Origin of the sequence: Buchnera aphidicola (Brevicoryne brassicae) (assembly GCF_005082825.1) — a bacterium.
In the GTDB taxonomy this organism is placed as follows: Bacteria; Pseudomonadota; Gammaproteobacteria; order Enterobacterales; family Enterobacteriaceae; genus Buchnera; species Buchnera aphidicola_AK.
Genome location: NZ_CP034882.1, coordinates 134,465 through 151,682, shown reverse-complemented (window position 1 = coordinate 151,682; position 17,218 = coordinate 134,465). Strand labels below are relative to the sequence as shown.

Genomic DNA, 17,218 nt, shown 5'->3' with positions numbered 1-17,218 from the left:
ATAAAATTATGATTCTATAATTTTTATATAAGCAGAATTTTTAAGATCCTGTATCCAATTATGTTTTTCTAACAACATTTTTTGGTTTAATAAAATATTATAAGCATAAGTTTTTTTTAAAGTATAAAATTCATCTACTTGACGTTTTTTTAATAATTTAAATATATGCCAACCAAAATTAGATTTAATAGGTCTACTTATTTCATTTTTTTTTAAAGAAGATAGTTCATTACTAAAATTATTATTAAAAAATTTTTTTGAAATCCATCCTAAATCACCTTTTTTATTTGAAGAATAAACATCTTGGGAAAAATTTTTTACAGCATAATCAAAACTATAAACTTGATTTTTAATATTTTTATATATATTTAAAATACTATTTTTCGCTTCTAAATCATTTAACATAACAGAAGGTTTTATCAGACAATGCTGCACATAAAATTCAGTTAAAATATTTTCTTTATTATTAATAATATCATTAATTTTTAAAATATAAAATCCATTTGCTTTTAAGAAAGGTCCCAATATTTGACCTTTTTTAACAAAATTTAAACTATTAGAAAAATTTTTTTGTACGTTTAAAAGACGCATCCAAAAATTTTTTTTTGCTAAAAAAATAGTATTATTTTTTTTGCAATCTGCATATAACTTATTAAAATCATAACCGTTTCTAAGTTTTTTTACTATATTTTCTGCTAATATTTTTTTATTTACAAACAAATCATTAGATCCTTTCTTAGAAAGGGGTAAAAAAATATAACTTAAATTTATTCTCTTTAAATATTTATTTTTTTTAATTATTTTTTTCAATAAAAAATTCACTTTTTCTTCTGAAACATTAACACGTTTACTCAGTTCATAATCTTGTACTAATTTAATTTTTAATGATTTTTTAATATTGTTTAAATAATCTTGATAAGAAAAATTGCTATTAAATATAATTTGATTTTTTAGTTCATTCAGACTAATGTTTTTTTTTAAAGCGATATTCTTAATCACATCATTTATTTGCTCTTGAGTGACTAAAAGATTCATTTTATTTGCTTCTTGTAATATTAAAGTATCTATAATTAATTTTTCAATAACTTTCTCTTTTAAAAAATCATTTTTTAAAGGAACTCTAAAATTTTTACCTTCTTTCTCAAGTAAAAAAATAATTTTATTGACATCACTATTTAATATAATTTCATCATTAATAATAACATCGATTTGATCTGTCTTAAAATCTTTGGCTGCAACATAAAATATACTACTAAAAACATATAAAATTAAGAAAATCCATACTTTGATTATCATTCTTCTTTTTGATTCCGTATTAATTATTTAACACTAAGTTTAGCATTAAAAATATTTTATTATAAAACTATAAAAATAATGTTTTAATCTTTTCTTGAAGAAATATTACAAATATTTTTAAAATTTTTCTTGAGGTTGTTTTAAAAAAAATATAAAGTATAAAAAATGCATTAAAAGATACTTAAATATTAAAAAACTTTTAAAATAATGAGAATTTATGGAATCTTGGTTAACTAATTTTATTACTCAATCTTTAACTTATTCACTAATAACTGTTGGTATGGTTGCATTTTTAGAATCTCTTGCATTAGTAGGACTATTACTTCCTGGAATTATTTTAATGACTACATTAGGAACATTCATAGGTGATGGAAGACTATTATTTTATCCTGCTTGGATATCTGGTACAATTGGATGTTTGCTAGGAGACTGGATTTCGTACTATATTGGCTTATATTTTAAAAACTGGTTATCTAATTTTAAATTTTTAAAAAAAAATCAAAATTTATTTAATAAAACAAAGTCTGTCTTACATAATCATAGTATGATAGCAATTATTGCTGGACGTTTTATAGGGCCAACTAGACCGTTAATACCAATGGTCTCTGGAATGCTAAAATTACCTTTAAAAAAATTTATTTTACCTAGTATTATTGGATGTATATTATGGCCCCCAGTATATTTTTTCCCGGGTATTGTTACAGGAATAACTATAAATATACCTCAAAATTCTGAAAATGATTATTTTAAATGGTTTTTATTAATCATTTCTATTTTAATATGGATAGGAATATGGTCAGTATCAAAATGGTGGAAAATAAAAAAAAGTGAAACTATTACCTCTTCCTTTTTAACTAAAACAAAGATTGGATGGTTGGCTGTAATAACAGTTTTTTTTGGTATTTCTAGTTTAATAGCTATACAGTTTCATCCTACCATGCTTATTTTTAGAAAAATTTTTTTTACTATATTATTAGGAGGAATTTAATTGTTAAATGTGTAAAAAATCAATATGTAATAATTTTAATTTAAAAGAATGTCTTTGAATAGCTTGAACTTTCACTTTATATTTTTTACTATTAATAATCAAAAATAAATTTTCTTTATAAAAATTTATTTTTTTTTGTAAATTAAAAATAGAATTATGATCTAAAATAAGCAAAATAGCATTTTTCTTAAATCCATATAAAACCCCGGGAATTTTATTATCAAAACGCAACTTTCTACTAAAACTTTTTCCTTTTTCAACTCTTTTTTCTGCATTAACTATTAACATAGTTTAACCTCTTTTAAAATAATAAATTTAATTAATTTTTTGTGATCTTAACCAAGAAATTTCTTTTTCCCATATCATGGGATTAATTGTTTCCAAAATAATTGGGATATTATAAAAATTTTTATTTCTTATAATCCATTTGAAAGCAAATTTTCCTATTTTTCCCAATCCTAAACTTTCATGACGATCAACTCGACTATTAAAATTTTTCTTAGAATCATTTAAATGAATACCTTTTAAATATTTAAAACCTATTAAATTATTGAATTTAAAAAAAGTATTTTCACAATCTTCTACAGTACGTAGATCATATCCCGAAGCAAACAAATGGCAGGTGTCAAGACATACTCCAATTCTAGATTTGTCATCAATGTTCTTAATAATTTCAGATATGTGCTCAAAAGAATATCCAACATTTGTTCCTTGTCCTGCAGTATTTTCTATTACTGCAATAGTATTTTTTGTTTTTTTTAAAGCTATATTTATTGATTTAGATATTCTTGTTAAACAATCAGTTTCAGTAATTTTATTTAAATGGCTACCTGGATGAAAATTTAGAAACATTAAACCAAGTTGGTTACATCGAACTATTTCATCAATAAAAGATAATCGAGATTTTTCTAATAATGTGTCAGTAGGATGACCTAGATTAATTAAATAACTACTATGAGGTAAAATTTGTTGAGGTTTAAAGTTATACTTAATACAAAATTTTTTAAATTTATCTATTTTTTCCTGAATTAATGGAGGAGAAAACCATTGGCGTTGATTTCTAGTAAAAAAAGAAAATGCTGTTGCTTTTATTTGAAAAGCACGTAAAACGGCTTTTTCTAAGCCACCAGAAGAGCTCACATGTGCACCAATATATTTCATTCCTTGATTATCCCTTATAATTAAAAATCATTTTTTAGTTTTTTTTAAAAGGTAAAAGTAAAAATAAAGAAAAAAATAGGTATCTAATATAACACTTTAAACATTGATATATAATTTATTTTTATAATTAATTAAAAGTAATATAATACTGAGAAAAAATATTTTAATCAATAAAAATAAATTGAATATATTTAGTTTATTGGTTAATATTTTCATGTAAAAAAAATTCATCACGAATATTTTTATCAGATTTAAATAAACCTTCGAAAGAAGACGTAACAGTACGACTATTAACATCGCAAACTCCACGTGCTTTAACACAAAAATGTTCCATGTTTATAATAATTGCAACATTATTAGTTTCTAATAACACTTGTAATACAAGTAATATTTGTTTTGTTAAACGTTCTTGTATTTGAGGTCTCTTGGAAAAAAATTGAACAATTCTATTAATCTTAGATAAACCTATAATTTTATTTTTAGGAATATATGCAACAGTGGCTTGTCCATTAATTGTGATAAAATGATGTTCGCAAGTACTAATTAAAACTATATTTTTAATTACAATCATATCTTTGCTATTCATTTCATTATCTATAAACGTAATTTTAGGAAAATTTTTATAATTCAATCCTGAAAATATTTCATCAATATACATTTTTGATATACGATTTGGTGTATTTTTTAAACTATTGTTTTTAACATCTAAATTTAATAAAATCATAATTTGATATATATGTTCAGCAATCAATAATTCTCTTTCTTTTTCATTTATATCATTGTATTCTTTTAAAATAGGATTTTCTAATTTTTTTTCTAATAACGCATTATAAGCTAATTTGGCTTCTTTACTAAATCTTATCATTATTTTTTTCTTACTGTATATAATAAGTAATTTTTACTTTTTTGAAATTTTTTAAAATTAAAATATATAAAAAAATTATTAATTTAATATAGAAATTAATACAAAAAAATACATAAAACTTATTATTACATATAATTATGAAAAAGATAAAATATATCTTCCTTTTTTCTTTTTTGGATGTAAAATGAAAAACTATCATAATACTTTTTACAATCTAATTAAAATATTAACAGAGTACTGGATACAACAAGAATGTATAATCTTTCAACCGTTAGATATACCAATAGGAGCTGGTACTTTTCATAATATAACTTTTTTAGGAACTATTGGTCCTGAACCAATTAATGCCGCATATGTACAATCTTGTCGCCGTCCTTCAGATGGAAGATATGCAAAAAATCCTAATCGTTTGCAACATTATTATCAATTTCAAGTAATTATCAAACCCCCTCCAAAAAATATTCAAGAAATTTATCTTCAATCACTTAACTTACTTAATATAGATGAAACATTACACGATATACGTTTTGTAGAAGATAATTGGGAAAATCCTACGTTAGGGGCTTGGGGGATTGGTTGGGAAGTTTGGTTAAATGGAATGGAAATTACTCAATTTACATACTTTCAACAAGTAGGTGGATTAGAATGCAATCCTGTTACTGTAGAAATAACGTATGGTTTAGAAAGAATTTCTATGCATATGCAAAATAAATCAAATGTATATGATCTTATTTGGCAAAGAAATAAGAGAAAAAAAATTACTTATGGTGATCTTTTTAAAGATAACGAAATAGAACAATCACAATATAATTTTCAAGAATCTAGTATTGATTTTTTATTTAATTCTTTTGAACAATATGAATTAGAAGCAAAAAAGTTAATGAATTTAAAAAAACCACTATTATTAGTAGCATACGAAAAAACATTACAAGCAAATCATATATTTAACTTATTAGACTCAAGAAAATCTATATCTTCTAATGAACGTCAAAACTATATTTTACGAATTCGTAAATTAACTGCTACAATTGCAAAAGAATATTTAAATTCAAGAAAAAAACTAGGTTTTCCTTTATGTCAAAACAAAAGAGAAAAAAATGAAAAAAAAAACATTATTAATTGAAATTGGAACTGAAGAACTACCTTCTAGATTCCTTTATACAATGTCTTTATGTTTTTATCAAAATTTTAAAAAAGAACTGAAATCTTACAATATTTTATACAAAAAAATTAAACATTTTTTTACACCAAGAAGACTTGCACTAAAAATTTCAGATATTGATACAAGTGATAGAATATTAAAAATCAACAAAAAAGGTCCATCTATAATTGATGCTTACGATAAAGACGGTAAACCAACAGATGCTGCTAAACGTTGGGCAAATTATTGCGGTATTAGCATTGATCAAGCAAGTCATTTTAAAAACAAAAAAGGTGAATGGTTATTATATCAAGCAAAAAAAAAACAAGAAAAGATTGAAATCTTACTTCCTAAAGTAATTGAAACAGCATTAAAAAAAATTTTTATACCCAAATCTATGAGATGGGAAATTACTAATAAAAAATTCTCTCGACCTATTCGAAACATCGTTATATTATTAGATAATCATATTGTTCAAGGAAAAGTTTTTGATATTGATTCTCATAATTTTCTTCAAAATCATCTTTGTTATAAAGAAAAAAAAATAAAAATTAATAATGCACAAGAATATCCTTCAATTCTTTTTGAAAAGAATAATATAATTGCTGATTATGAAATCCGAAAAAAAACTATTACGAAAGAAATTAATACTATAGCAGAAAAAATTAATGGTTTTACAAAAGATAATCCCTCTTTACTTGAAGAAGTAAGTTCCTTGGTAGAATCACCTAAAGCGTTTTTAGCTACCTTTGAAAAAAAATTCCTTAAAATACCAAAAAAAATATTAGTATATACTATAGAAAAACAGCAAAAATGTTTTTCAATATATGATGATAAAAAAAAAGTTCTTCCGTATTTTATTTTTATTTGCAATATTCATTCTAAACTCTACAAAGAAATTATTTTAGGTTATCAAAGAGTAATGCATGCAAGACTTTCAGATGCCGAATTCTTTTTTACAAATGACAGAAAAATAAAATTAGAAGATTATCTTTTATCTTTAAAAAAAGTTTTATTTCAAAATAATCTAGGCTCACTATACGAAAAAACAATGCGTCTTCAATCACTTATAAAGTGGGTTGCTAAATATAGTTGTAGTGATAAAAAAAATTCATCTAGAGCGGCACTTTTATCTAAATGTGATTTAGTTACTAATATGGTGTGTGAATTTCCAGAATTACAAGGAATTGTAGGCATGTATTATGCTTTAGAAGATCAAGAAACAAAAGATATTGCAATTGCTCTTAAGGAACAATATCTGCCATCTTATTCAGGTGATAAATTACCTTATACTCTTATAGGTTGTTCATTATCTATTGCTGATAAGATCGATACATTATCAGGCATGTTTTCAATCGGTAATATTCCTACTGCAGATAAAGATCCTTTTGCTTTAAGACGTTTAGCTATAGGAATACTTCGCATTATTATAGAAAAAAAAATACCACTAGATTTAAAAATGTTAATTAAAAAAAGTCTTTTCTTGTATGATGAAAAATATACTAAAAACTCAATTTTATATGATAAAATCATAAATTTTTTTATAATTAGATTATTTAATTGGTATGAAGAAAAAGGATATAACATAAATATTATTAAATCAGTTTTCTCATATAAATTAACACAACCAATAGATATTGATAAAAAAATACAAGCTTTATCTTTTTTTCAAAAATTACATTATTCAAAGTCAATAATATTATCTATAAAAAGAATATCTAATATTTTAGAAAAACAAAATGAAAAAATTTCCGGTGAAATCAATATTAACCTGATAAAAAAAACAGAGGAAATAACACTTTTTCATACAATAGAAAATTTCGATAAATTTACAAAAGATTTATTTAAAGAAAAAAAATACAAAGAAGTTTTATTAAAAACAAAGGAACTTGAAAAACCTATATATAACTTTTTTGATAAAATTAAAATATATCATTCTGATTTAAATATAAGAAAAAATAGATTAATTTTACTACATAAAATAATAAAAATTTTTTCAAAAATAACAAATTTCTCTTACTTGTATTAAGTATATATACAAAACGTAAAAAATATATTTTTTATAGAAAAACTCAAATATTACAAAGATTTTAAAGTACCTTTAGGTAAGGATGATGCTATAAAATCACGCTTTATAAATACTTCTGTTGTATCATTTAATTGAAGTAAAATATATCCATTTTTTGTGATTTTATTTACTCGTCCTAATAAACCACTAGTAGTAATAACTTCATCTCCTTGAGTAAGAGAATTTATAAGATTTTTATGTTCTTTATCTTTTTGTTGTTGAGGACGAAAGAGCATAAAATAAAAAATTAACACAAATATTACAAGCATAAAAATTAAAGAATATGAATTACTTTTTGATGACTCATCTACAATAGCATTAGCATTATGAACAAAAAAACTCATATGAAAACTCTCCTTTATATATTTTTTAATAATTATTTCTTTTGATTATAAAAATTAAATACAAAATCATTAAATTTATTATGTTTTATTGCAGTTCTAATATTAAACATTAAAGTTTGATAATAATGTAAATTATGTATTGTATTTAAACGAGCTCCTAAAATTTCGTTACAAGCGTCTAAATGATGCAAATAAGATCTAGTGTAATATTGACAAGTATAGCAAGTACAAGTTTCGTCTAATTTAGATAAATCTTCTTTATATTTTTTATTTCTAATTTTAATTATACCATTTGTAATAAATAAATGTCCATTTCTAGCATTGCGAGTTGGAATAACACAATCAAACATATCTATACCCCGAATTACTCCTTCAACTAAATCTTCTGGTTTTCCTACACCCATTAAATATCTTGGTTTATTTTTTGGCATTTGAGGACAAATATGTTCTAATAATCTATACATTTCTTTTTTTGATTCACCCACTGCTAAGCCACCTAATGCATATCCATCAAAATCTATTTTAATTAATTCTCGAAGAGAAATATCACGTAAAGATGGATATATTCCTCCATGAATAATTCCAAATAATAAATTTTTATTTTTATATAAATCAAAATAAAAACGACTTTGTTTTGCCCAATTTAAGGATCTTTCCATAGAATTTTTTGTCTTTTCCCAATTATTATTATATTCAATACATTCATCAAAAACCATAACAATATTAGATCCTAAATCTGTTTGAATTTTCATAGATAATTCTGGACTTAAAAAAAATTTTTTACCATTAAAATAACTTTGAAAAAATACTCCATTTTTATCCACTTTTGAAAACTTTGAAAGACTAAAAACTTGAAATCCACCAGAATCGGTAAGAATAGGTCCTGACCAATTCATAAAATTATGTAAACCACGATGTAATTTAATTATTTCTTGACCAGGGCGTAAATATAAATGAAAAGCATTAGCTAAAATAATTTTACTGCCTGTATTTTTAATTTCTTCCGTACTAATACTTTTTACTGTACCATAAGTACCAACTGGCATAAAAATAGGTGTTTCTATTATTTCTTTTTTAAAAGTAAATGCACCATATCTAGCATTCATATCTTGATGATAAACTTGAAAATTCATTGTTTTTCCATATTTTTTTATAATATTTTAAGAAAAAATCTTTTCATATGGAGCTAATTTATTATATGTAATATACATAGCATCTCCATAACTAAAAAAAAGATATTTTTTTTTAATAGCTTCCTGATACGCATTGACTGTGTTTTTATAACCCATAAAAGAGGCAACTAACATAATTAATGTAGATTGAGGTAAATGAAAATTAGTAATTAAAGCATCAACTACATTATGTTTATAACCAGGATATATAAAAATATTAGTATCACCTACAAATGTCTTAATATTTTTCCATGAAAGTGAAATATATGCACTTTCTAAAGCGCGTAGTGTACTAGTACCTACTGCAATAATACGGCCACCTTTTTTTTTACAAGATTGAATTTTTTTTATAAGTAAAGAAGAAACTTCAACTGCTTCAGAATGCATAATATGATCTTGTATTTTATCTGTTCTAATAGGTTGAAATGTACCAGAACCTATATGAAGTGTTATATATTCTATATCTACACCTTTTTTATTTAAATTATCTAATAAAGGTAAATCAAAATGTAATCCTGCAGTAGGTGCAGCAATAGATCCTATTTTTTTTTTGTATACTGTTTGATATAAGTCTGTATCTAATATATTTATAGATCTTTTAATATAAGGTGGTAATGGCATTTGTCCAAAACGATTAATAATATCAATAGATGAATAATTGTTACTATGAAATAAAATTTTAAAAAAAGAATTTTTATATTCAATAATAGAACTTTTAATTTCATTATTTTGACCAAAAAAAATATTTGTTCCAACTTTAATATGTTTACAATTTTTAATGCTTACTAATATTTTAGTATCATCTAATATTCGTTCCACTAAAAATTCAACTTTACCTCCAGTACTTTTATATCCAAAAAATCGAGCTGGAATTACTTTAGTATTATTTAAAATGATTAAATCACCAGAATGAATTTCATCAATAATATTGAAAAAACGTTTATGAGACACTATTCCAGTATGTCCATTTATAATCATTAAACGACAAGCACTTCGAATAAAACAAGGATAGAAAGATATAAGTGATTTTGGTAAATCAAAATAAAAATCAGAAAGTTTCATGATTTACTTCTTTTTAAGAATAGAATTATTTTATTAAATAAAATACTATTATTTTTTTTTTACTAAATGATTTTGAATTCTGTTTTTTAGCTTCTGACCAGCTTTAAAAGTAACTACTCGTCTCGCAGTAATAAGAACACTTTTACCTGTTTTAGGATTTCTACCGGGACGTTCTTTTTTATTTTTAAGTTCAAAATTTCCAAATCCAGATAATTTGACATCCTCTCCTTTTTCTAAAGAATTTCTAACTTCTTCAAAAAAAAATTCTACAAATTTTTTTGAATCTTTTTTAGTTAATTGTAATTTTTCGAATAAATTTTCTGAAATTTCAGCTTTTGTAAGAACCATAAATTCATTTCCTTAAGATAACTTGAAATTTTTTCTTTAATACTCCTATACAATCATTCATCATTAGATTAATTTCATTTTCTTCTAAAGTTTTTTTCATATTTTGAAAAACAAAACTAATACCTAAACTTTTTTCTTGATTTGAAATTTCTATTCCAGAATATACATCAAAAAGATTTATTTCCACTTTTTTATTAGTGAAAAATTTTTTACATGTATTAATAACATCAGAAACAGAAATCTCTTTTGAGATTAATATTGCAAGATCGCGTCGACTAGTAGGAAATTTTGAAATTTCTCGAATTTTTAATGGTGTAATGTCTAAAAAATTATTTAATGATATTTCAAATAAAAATGTACAATTATTTATATTTAGTTCTTTTTCTAATTTAGGATCTATTGCGCCAATACTACCAATGAAATTATTTTTAAAATATATAGCAGCACTTTGTTGTGGATGTAAACCGGATACTATTTCACGCCTAAATTCTATATCATCTAATTCACATATTGATTCTAATATAGATTCTAAATCACCTTTTAAATCATAAAAATCTACTTTTCTTTTTTTAGAAAACCAACTTTCTTTTACATAATCACCACTTATTGCAGCTGCTAAAAATATTTCTTGTTTAACACCAAGATTTTCTTTTTCATCTACTAAAAAACAAAGTCCAATTTCAAATAAACGAATATTTTTTTGCTGACGATTTTTATTATAAGAAATAGTTTTAAGCAAACCAGGCCATAAAGATAAACGCATGCATGACATATCTTGAGAAATAGGATTAGATAGTAATAATTTTTTTTTCTTTAAAAATATTAAATCATGTATTTTAGAATCAATAAATCCATATGTGATAATTTCATAATAACCTTTATTAATTAAAATAACTGTAAATTTATCTAATAAAAAATCTATTGATTTATTTTTTTTTCTAAAATTTAGAGATTCTTGTAATGGAGTTAAAGGAATATTATCATATCCATATATTCGAAGTATATCAGCTATTACATCTTCTTCAATTAATATGTCAAATCTCCAACTAGGAGGAATAACATCCCAATATTCTTTTTGAGAAATTATTTGATAATTAAGATTATGTAAAATATTTGAAATAATAGTTGAATCAATGAAACAACCTATTACTTTTTTTACAGTCTTATAATATAATTTTATCTTACTGTGATATGGAAAGGAATCAGTTTTAAAATTTTTACTCTTAACAAGAGGACCAGGTATACCAGTACATATTTTTAAAATTAAATCAGTGGTATATTCAATAGCATATTCTTGAAGAGACGGATCGATACCATAATTATAATATTCTAATACTCTATTATTATTAGATTTTGTGTGTTTTATAATATGAGAAATTAATTTCTTATCAATTAAAGAAGAAGTTAAAAATATATTTTTAGTTTTTTCATTTATTTTAGAAAGATTAGAATTAATATTCCCAGGAATACATAATATTTTATATTTATCAGAAAACACTAAACATTTTTTATTTAAGTCTAATTTGATATTATTTTTTAAAAAAATACTCTCTTTATTATTCGCCATACGAATAATAATACAATCATCAATATTATTAGTATCCAATACATTTAAAGGTTGTCCAGTTTCAATCAAAACATAATTAATAATATCTTCAATAACGTTTACCGGTAAAATATCAGAAAAAAACAATTTCTTTTTTATCCAAAAAGGAGTATCGATGTTTATATTGATATCTTGAATAATTCTTCCTACACAGTTAATACGTTCTTCTAAAGATTGAATATAAATATCTATTGTTTTTTCAGTTTTTGGAAGAATTGGTTTATATTTTAAAATTGGTATTTTAAAATTATTCAAAGCTGCTATATTACGCGATAAACCTAAAACACTTAAACCATCTGGACGATTAGAAGTAGTAGAAATTTTAATAATACTATCTTTTAGTGATAAGTAATCATTAACATTCACTCCTATGGATGTTTCTTGGGGAAACTCGATAATTTGATCGCTATAAAACATACCTAATTCAAAAAAAGAACATAACATTCCTTCAGATACTTGTCCTTGTAAATATTTTTTTTTAATTTTGATACCTTTAGGTAAAACAGCTCCGACAGTAGCTACTGCAACTTTAATACCATTACGACAATTAGGCGCTTTACAGAAAATATTTAATATTTTACCTCCTATATCTACTTTTAGTACTTTTAAATTATTTAATCTAGAATGTATAATACACTTAATAATTTCACCAACCACAACACCATCGAAAATCGGATCAAATTTTTCTACAGATTCTACTTCTATACCAGAACTGGAAATTTGATTATATAAAACATGGCTATCAATGTTTATATGTATCCATTCGCGTAACCATTTTTCACTAAATTTCATTTTACCTCACTAATTATACTTGAATTGTTTTAAAAATCTTATATCATTTTCAAAAAAATATCGAATATCAGAAATTCCATAACGTAGCATAGTAATTCTTTCAATACCAATTCCGAAAGCACAAGCAGAATATGTATTAGAATCAATGTTGACATTTTTTAAAACTATAGGATGTACCATTCCACATCCTAGTATTTCTAACGATTGTCCATTATTATTTATAATATCTACTTCTGCAGAAGGTGTAGTAAAAGGAAAATATGATGGACGAAACTTAATAGAAATTTTACTTCCAAAAAAATCATATAAAAAATTATATATAATCCATTTTAAATTTGAAAAATTAATATTTTTTTCAACTATCAAACCTTCAATCTGATGAAACATAGGTGTATGTGTATTATCATAATCATTACGATAAACTTTTCCAGGAAAAATAAATCTAATAGGAGGTTTTTCTTTTTTCATAATACGAATTTGCATATTTGAAGTTTGAGTTCGTAATAATCGATTATTGTCAAACCAAAAAGTATCATGGCTATCTCTAGCTGGATGATTTTTAGGAATATTTAAAGCATCAAAATTATGATATTCATCTTCTATTTCAGGACTATTAATTGATTCAAAACCTATTTTAAAAAAAAAATTTTTTATGTAATTAATAGTATATGTTATAGGATGCAAAAAACCATTTTCAAAACGACGTCCTGGAAGAGAGATATCAATTTTTTCTGATTTAATGCGTTGATTTAATATAATTGCATCTAATATTTCACTTTGTTTATTAAAATTAACAATTATTTTTCTTTTTATTTCATTAATGGCTATACTATATTTTTTTTTCTCTTCAAAAGAAAAATTTTTTAAATTTTTTGTATAAAAAGTCAAAATTCCTTTTTTACCTAAATATTTTATTCTAATTTTTTCTAATTCTTCTTTGTTTTTTGATTTTTTTATGTCTATTTTAATTTTTTGAAATAATTGATTTAAATTTAACATCTTAGTGTTCTTATTATGATTTATTTTAATTACATATGTAACATATTAAAAAAAGCTCCCATAAAGGAAGCTTGTTTTTTTAAACTAACATCTTTTAGGATTAATATATATTAAAAAGTGATTAATCAAATAATATATTTTATTAAAGGAGGGGATATAAATTTTCCCCTCTTGAAACATTTTAAAATATATTATTTATAATAATAAAGCTTCTTTAGATTTTTTTACTAACACTTTAAATGAAAACATATCAAATACCGCAATATCAGATAATATTTTTCGATCAATGTGAATTGAAGCTTTTTTTAAACCAAAAATGAATTTACTATAAGACATTTGGCTTTGACGAACAGCGGAATTAATACGTGAAATCCATAATTGACGTAATTGTCTTTTTCGTTGACGTCGATCACGATAAGCATATTGTCCAGCTTTAATTACTGCTTGGCAGGCAACTCTATAAACACGAGAACGTGCTCCATAATAACCTTTTGCTTGTTTTAATATCTTTTTATGACGAGCGTGAGCGATAACACCACGTTTTACACGAGCCATTTATGCTCTCCTTTTCGTAAAATCTTAATAAAAGTAAGTGAATTTACGCATATGGTAAAAAAGATTTTACTTTATTTATATCTCCCTTAGAAACTAAAATCTTAGGACGAAAATGACGTTTTTTAGATGTTGTTTTTTTTGTTAAAATATGTCGTAAATTTGCTTGTTTGCGTTTAAATTCACCAGATGCAGTTTTTTTAAAACGTTTAGCTGCACTTTTTAAAGTTTTAATTTTTGGCATAAAATATTTCATTTAAATTATTAAAAAAAATATAAAATTATTAAAAATAAATTATATGTTTATTTCTAAAAAAATTAAGTTAAAGATCTCTATTTTTTCTTTGGTGCTAAAATCATTATCATTTGACGACCTTCAATTTTAGACGGAAATGATTCAACTATAGCCAAATCACTTAAATCGTTTTTAACTCTCTTAAGAACATCAACTCCTATTTTTTGATGTGCCATTTCACGTCCTCTAAATCGTAAAGTAATTTTGACTTTATCACCATCTTCTAAAAAACGCATTAAATTGCGTAATTTAACTTTGTAATCACCTTCATCTGTCCCAGGACGAAATTTTATTTCTTTTATCTGAATTACTTTTTGTTTTTTTCTCTGTTCTTTAGAGGATTTACTCTTTTCATAAAGAAATTTTCCATAATCCATAATACGACAAACTGGAGGTTCGGCATTTGGACTAATTTCTACTAAATCTAATCCCAATTCCTCTGATTTTTTTAAAGCTTCACGTAGATTAACTATACCAATTTGATCACCTTCAACTCCTGTAAGACGTACTTTAACAGCACGTATTTCACTATTGATACGATTAGGACGTGTTAATTGAACTCGTTTTCCACCTTTAATACTTTATTCCTCCATCTGATAAAAGCTACGATGAAAAATTTCTTTTTGTAGCTTTTTAATAAAAATATCAATATCAATCATTCCAAAATTACGACCATTCCTATTTCTTACAGAAATTTTTTTGCATTCTACTTCTTTTTCACCACAAATCAACATATAAGGAATTCGACGTAATGTATGATCTCGAATTTTAAAACCTATTTTTTCATTTCTTAAATCAGATTCTACACGAATGTTAATTTTAAAAAATTTCTTAACTAAACTTGTAACATAATCTACGCTAGTATTAGAAAGACTAATTATCACAACCTGTATTGGAGATAACCAAGTGGGTAAATTACCTGAAGATTCTTCAATTAATATACCAATAAATCGTTCTATTGAACCTAATATAGCTCGATGAATAATAACTGGGACTTTACGTTCATTATTTTCATTAATATAAAATGAATTTAAACGTAGAGGCAAATAAAAATCTAATTGAATTGTTCCACATTGCCAATTTCTTTCTAAAGAATCTTGTAAAATAAATTCAATTTTAGGTCCGTAAAAAGCACCCTCTCCTAATTGATATTCAAATGATAAATGATTTTCGATTAGCATATCAGATAAGTCTTTTTCTGATTGATCCCATATTGCATCATTTCCAATACGTTTTTGAGGTCTTGTAGAAAGCTTTACTAATATTTTTTTAAAATTAAATATACTATATAAATCATATATCATTTTAATACAATCATTAATTTCAGTACGTACTTGTTCTTCGGTACAAAATATATGCGCATCATCTTGAGTAAAATTACGAACTCGCATAAGACCATGTAAAGAACCTGAAGGTTCATTACGGTGGCAACTTCCAAATTCAGCCATACGAATAGGCAAATCTCGATAAGATTTTAGTTTACTATTAAAAATTTGAACATGTCCTGGACAATTCATAGGTTTAATACAATATTCTCGATGTTCTGATAACGTAGTAAAAATCGCATTTTTATAATTATCCCAATGTCCACTTTTTTTCCATATTATTTGATCTATTAATAACGGAGTTTTAACTTCTTTATATTTATATTCTTTTAATTTTTCACGAACAAAATTACGCAACTCATTGAAAACAATCCAACCATTATTATGCCAAAAAATCATACCTGGAGATTCTTCTTGCATATGATACAGTTCAAGAAATCTTCCTATTTTTCTATGATCTCTTTTTTCTAATTCATTTAAATAATATAGATGTTTATCTAGTTCTTTTTTATTAGACCAAGCTGTTCCATAAATACGTTGTAACATTTTATTTTTATTATTTCCTTTCCAGTAAACACCTCCAATTTTTTTTAACTTAAAATATTTACAAAATTTTATATTAAAAAGCTGTAGTCCTATATCAATATCTACGTAGTTTTCATGATAATATAAAGAAATTTTATTTTTGAAGCTAACTGTTTTCTTAATCAAAGATACTTTGTATTTTTCAAAACGTTGTTCAAATATTTCAATTGCTTGAGCATAAGAAACTATTTTATTAAAAATATCATATTCTTTTTTTATAAGAATTTTCATATTATTTTCTAGTAATATGAGATCTTTTTCTGAAATTTTATTATCTAAATCTATATCACAATAGAAACCATTGTTCGAGATGTTACTTTCAGCAATTTGAGAAATTGGCCATGTTTGTTTAACAGCATAACTTAAAAGTTGTGTGCAAGAATGTCTAATAATATCTAATGCTTTATGATGTTTATTATCAATAAATTCTATAGTAGAATCTTCTGTTATGAAAGTGTGTAAATTTGAAAAACTATTATTAACAGAAATTGCAATAAGCGATTTTATTATATTAGGTTTTTTATTTTTTATAATATCTATCAATGGAACTGAATGCTCGTACATCTGATGACTTCCATCACAAAATCTTATTACAGGCATTCTTAAATCCTTAATTAAA

General features: G+C 23.8%; 17 protein-coding genes. 3 read left to right on the top strand and 14 right to left on the bottom strand.

Annotated elements, in window-relative coordinates; genetic code table 11:
• Positions 1-6: 6 nt before the first annotated feature.
• Positions 7-1,296 carry a peptidylprolyl isomerase gene (locus D9V66_RS00725; protein WP_261979324.1) on the bottom strand — a complete coding sequence of 430 codons (1,290 nt, stop codon included), beginning with the start codon at positions 1,294-1,296 and terminating at the stop codon, positions 7-9.
• Positions 1,297-1,513: 217 nt separating this feature from the next.
• On the opposite strand from D9V66_RS00725, the gene D9V66_RS00720 reads away from it, so the two are divergent.
• Positions 1,514-2,284, top strand: a complete 771-nt coding sequence (locus D9V66_RS00720) for a DedA family protein (RefSeq protein ID WP_158365546.1) — start codon at positions 1,514-1,516, stop codon at positions 2,282-2,284.
• A 3-nt stretch (positions 2,285-2,287) separates the two neighbouring features.
• Here the strand turns inward: D9V66_RS00720 and rplY are convergent, their stop codons facing one another.
• The 3 genes from rplY to folE form a co-directional block, all read right to left on the bottom strand.
• The gene (gene rplY / locus D9V66_RS00715; RefSeq protein ID WP_158365545.1) at positions 2,288-2,572 is read right to left on the bottom strand and encodes a 50S ribosomal protein L25; all 285 of its coding nucleotides are present in this window, start codon (positions 2,570-2,572) and stop codon (positions 2,288-2,290) included.
• 27 nt (positions 2,573-2,599) lie between these two features.
• Positions 2,600-3,445, bottom strand: a complete 846-nt coding sequence (gene nfo, locus D9V66_RS00710; RefSeq protein WP_158365544.1) for a deoxyribonuclease IV — start codon at positions 3,443-3,445, stop codon at positions 2,600-2,602.
• A 196-nt stretch (positions 3,446-3,641) separates the two neighbouring features.
• Positions 3,642-4,310, bottom strand: coding sequence for a GTP cyclohydrolase I FolE (gene folE, locus D9V66_RS00705; protein WP_158365543.1), 669 nt, complete (start codon positions 4,308-4,310; stop codon positions 3,642-3,644).
• 184 nt (positions 4,311-4,494) lie between these two features.
• Between folE and glyQ the strand changes: the two genes are divergently transcribed.
• Positions 4,495-5,433 carry a glycine--tRNA ligase subunit alpha gene (gene glyQ / locus D9V66_RS00700; RefSeq protein ID WP_158365542.1) on the top strand — a complete coding sequence of 313 codons (939 nt, stop codon included), beginning with the start codon at positions 4,495-4,497 and terminating at the stop codon, positions 5,431-5,433.
• The gene (gene glyS / locus D9V66_RS00695; protein ID WP_158365541.1) at positions 5,408-7,480 is read left to right on the top strand and encodes a glycine--tRNA ligase subunit beta; all 2,073 of its coding nucleotides are present in this window, start codon (positions 5,408-5,410) and stop codon (positions 7,478-7,480) included. Before glyQ ends, glyS begins: the two co-directional genes overlap by 26 nt.
• Positions 7,481-7,530: 50 nt before the next feature.
• Here glyS and yajC read toward each other — a convergent pair whose 3' ends face one another.
• The 10 genes from yajC to thrS form a co-directional block, all read right to left on the bottom strand.
• The gene (gene yajC, locus D9V66_RS00690; RefSeq protein ID WP_158365540.1) at positions 7,531-7,863 is read right to left on the bottom strand and encodes a preprotein translocase subunit YajC; all 333 of its coding nucleotides are present in this window, start codon (positions 7,861-7,863) and stop codon (positions 7,531-7,533) included.
• Between the two features lie 32 nt (positions 7,864-7,895).
• Complete coding sequence (gene tgt, locus D9V66_RS00685) at positions 7,896-8,996, bottom strand: tRNA guanosine(34) transglycosylase Tgt (RefSeq protein ID WP_158365539.1); 1,101 nt, start codon at positions 8,994-8,996, stop codon at positions 7,896-7,898.
• A 27-nt stretch (positions 8,997-9,023) separates the two neighbouring features.
• Positions 9,024-10,097: a tRNA preQ1(34) S-adenosylmethionine ribosyltransferase-isomerase QueA gene (gene queA, locus D9V66_RS00680; protein WP_158365538.1), complete on the bottom strand. Its 1,074-nt coding sequence runs from the start codon at positions 10,095-10,097 to the stop codon at positions 9,024-9,026.
• A 48-nt stretch (positions 10,098-10,145) separates the two neighbouring features.
• Positions 10,146-10,445, bottom strand: a complete 300-nt coding sequence (locus D9V66_RS00675; protein WP_158365537.1) for an integration host factor subunit alpha — start codon at positions 10,443-10,445, stop codon at positions 10,146-10,148.
• A gap of 4 nt (positions 10,446-10,449) precedes the next feature.
• Positions 10,450-12,843 (bottom strand): phenylalanine--tRNA ligase subunit beta, encoded by a 2,394-nt coding sequence (gene pheT, locus D9V66_RS00670; protein WP_158365536.1) that lies wholly within the window; start codon positions 12,841-12,843, stop codon positions 10,450-10,452.
• 9 nt (positions 12,844-12,852) lie between these two features.
• The gene (pheS, locus tag D9V66_RS00665; RefSeq protein ID WP_158365535.1) at positions 12,853-13,842 is read right to left on the bottom strand and encodes a phenylalanine--tRNA ligase subunit alpha; all 990 of its coding nucleotides are present in this window, start codon (positions 13,840-13,842) and stop codon (positions 12,853-12,855) included.
• A gap of 195 nt (positions 13,843-14,037) precedes the next feature.
• Positions 14,038-14,397 carry a 50S ribosomal protein L20 gene (gene rplT / locus D9V66_RS00660; protein ID WP_158365534.1) on the bottom strand — a complete coding sequence of 120 codons (360 nt, stop codon included), beginning with the start codon at positions 14,395-14,397 and terminating at the stop codon, positions 14,038-14,040.
• Positions 14,398-14,440: 43 nt separating this feature from the next.
• Positions 14,441-14,638, bottom strand: coding sequence for a 50S ribosomal protein L35 (rpmI, locus tag D9V66_RS00655; RefSeq protein WP_158365533.1), 198 nt, complete (start codon positions 14,636-14,638; stop codon positions 14,441-14,443).
• An 89-nt stretch (positions 14,639-14,727) separates the two neighbouring features.
• Complete coding sequence (gene infC / locus D9V66_RS00650; RefSeq protein ID WP_158365532.1) at positions 14,728-15,267, bottom strand: translation initiation factor IF-3; 540 nt, start codon at positions 15,265-15,267, stop codon at positions 14,728-14,730.
• Positions 15,268-15,270: 3 nt separating this feature from the next.
• Positions 15,271-17,199 carry a threonine--tRNA ligase gene (thrS, locus tag D9V66_RS00645; protein ID WP_158366020.1) on the bottom strand — a complete coding sequence of 643 codons (1,929 nt, stop codon included), beginning with the start codon at positions 17,197-17,199 and terminating at the stop codon, positions 15,271-15,273.
• Positions 17,200-17,218: the final 19 nt, after the last annotated feature.

Coding starts and splice junctions, on each gene's coding strand:
- rplY (WP_158365545.1), bottom strand. CDS start 2,572: ATGTTAATAGTTAATGCAGAAAAAAGAGTTGAAAAAGGAAAAAGTTTT.
- tgt (WP_158365539.1), bottom strand. CDS start 8,996: ATGAATTTTCAAGTTTATCATCAAGATATGAATGCTAGATATGGTGCA.
- rpmI (WP_158365533.1), bottom strand. CDS start 14,638: ATGCCAAAAATTAAAACTTTAAAAAGTGCAGCTAAACGTTTTAAAAAA.
- D9V66_RS00720 (WP_158365546.1), top strand. CDS start 1,514: ATGGAATCTTGGTTAACTAATTTTATTACTCAATCTTTAACTTATTCA.
- D9V66_RS00675 (WP_158365537.1), bottom strand. CDS start 10,445: ATGGTTCTTACAAAAGCTGAAATTTCAGAAAATTTATTCGAAAAATTA.
- nfo (WP_158365544.1), bottom strand. CDS start 3,445: ATGAAATATATTGGTGCACATGTGAGCTCTTCTGGTGGCTTAGAAAAA.
- yajC (WP_158365540.1), bottom strand. CDS start 7,863: ATGAGTTTTTTTGTTCATAATGCTAATGCTATTGTAGATGAGTCATCA.
- D9V66_RS00725 (WP_261979324.1), bottom strand. CDS start 1,296: ATGATAATCAAAGTATGGATTTTCTTAATTTTATATGTTTTTAGTAGT.
- folE (WP_158365543.1), bottom strand. CDS start 4,310: ATGATAAGATTTAGTAAAGAAGCCAAATTAGCTTATAATGCGTTATTA.
- thrS (WP_158366020.1), bottom strand. CDS start 17,199: ATGCCTGTAATAAGATTTTGTGATGGAAGTCATCAGATGTACGAGCAT.
- glyS (WP_158365541.1), top strand. CDS start 5,408: ATGAAAAAAAAAACATTATTAATTGAAATTGGAACTGAAGAACTACCT.
- pheT (WP_158365536.1), bottom strand. CDS start 12,843: ATGAAATTTAGTGAAAAATGGTTACGCGAATGGATACATATAAACATT.
- queA (WP_158365538.1), bottom strand. CDS start 10,097: ATGAAACTTTCTGATTTTTATTTTGATTTACCAAAATCACTTATATCT.
- pheS (WP_158365535.1), bottom strand. CDS start 13,842: ATGTTAAATTTAAATCAATTATTTCAAAAAATTAAAATAGACATAAAA.
- rplT (WP_158365534.1), bottom strand. CDS start 14,397: ATGGCTCGTGTAAAACGTGGTGTTATCGCTCACGCTCGTCATAAAAAG.
- glyQ (WP_158365542.1), top strand. CDS start 4,495: ATGAAAAACTATCATAATACTTTTTACAATCTAATTAAAATATTAACA.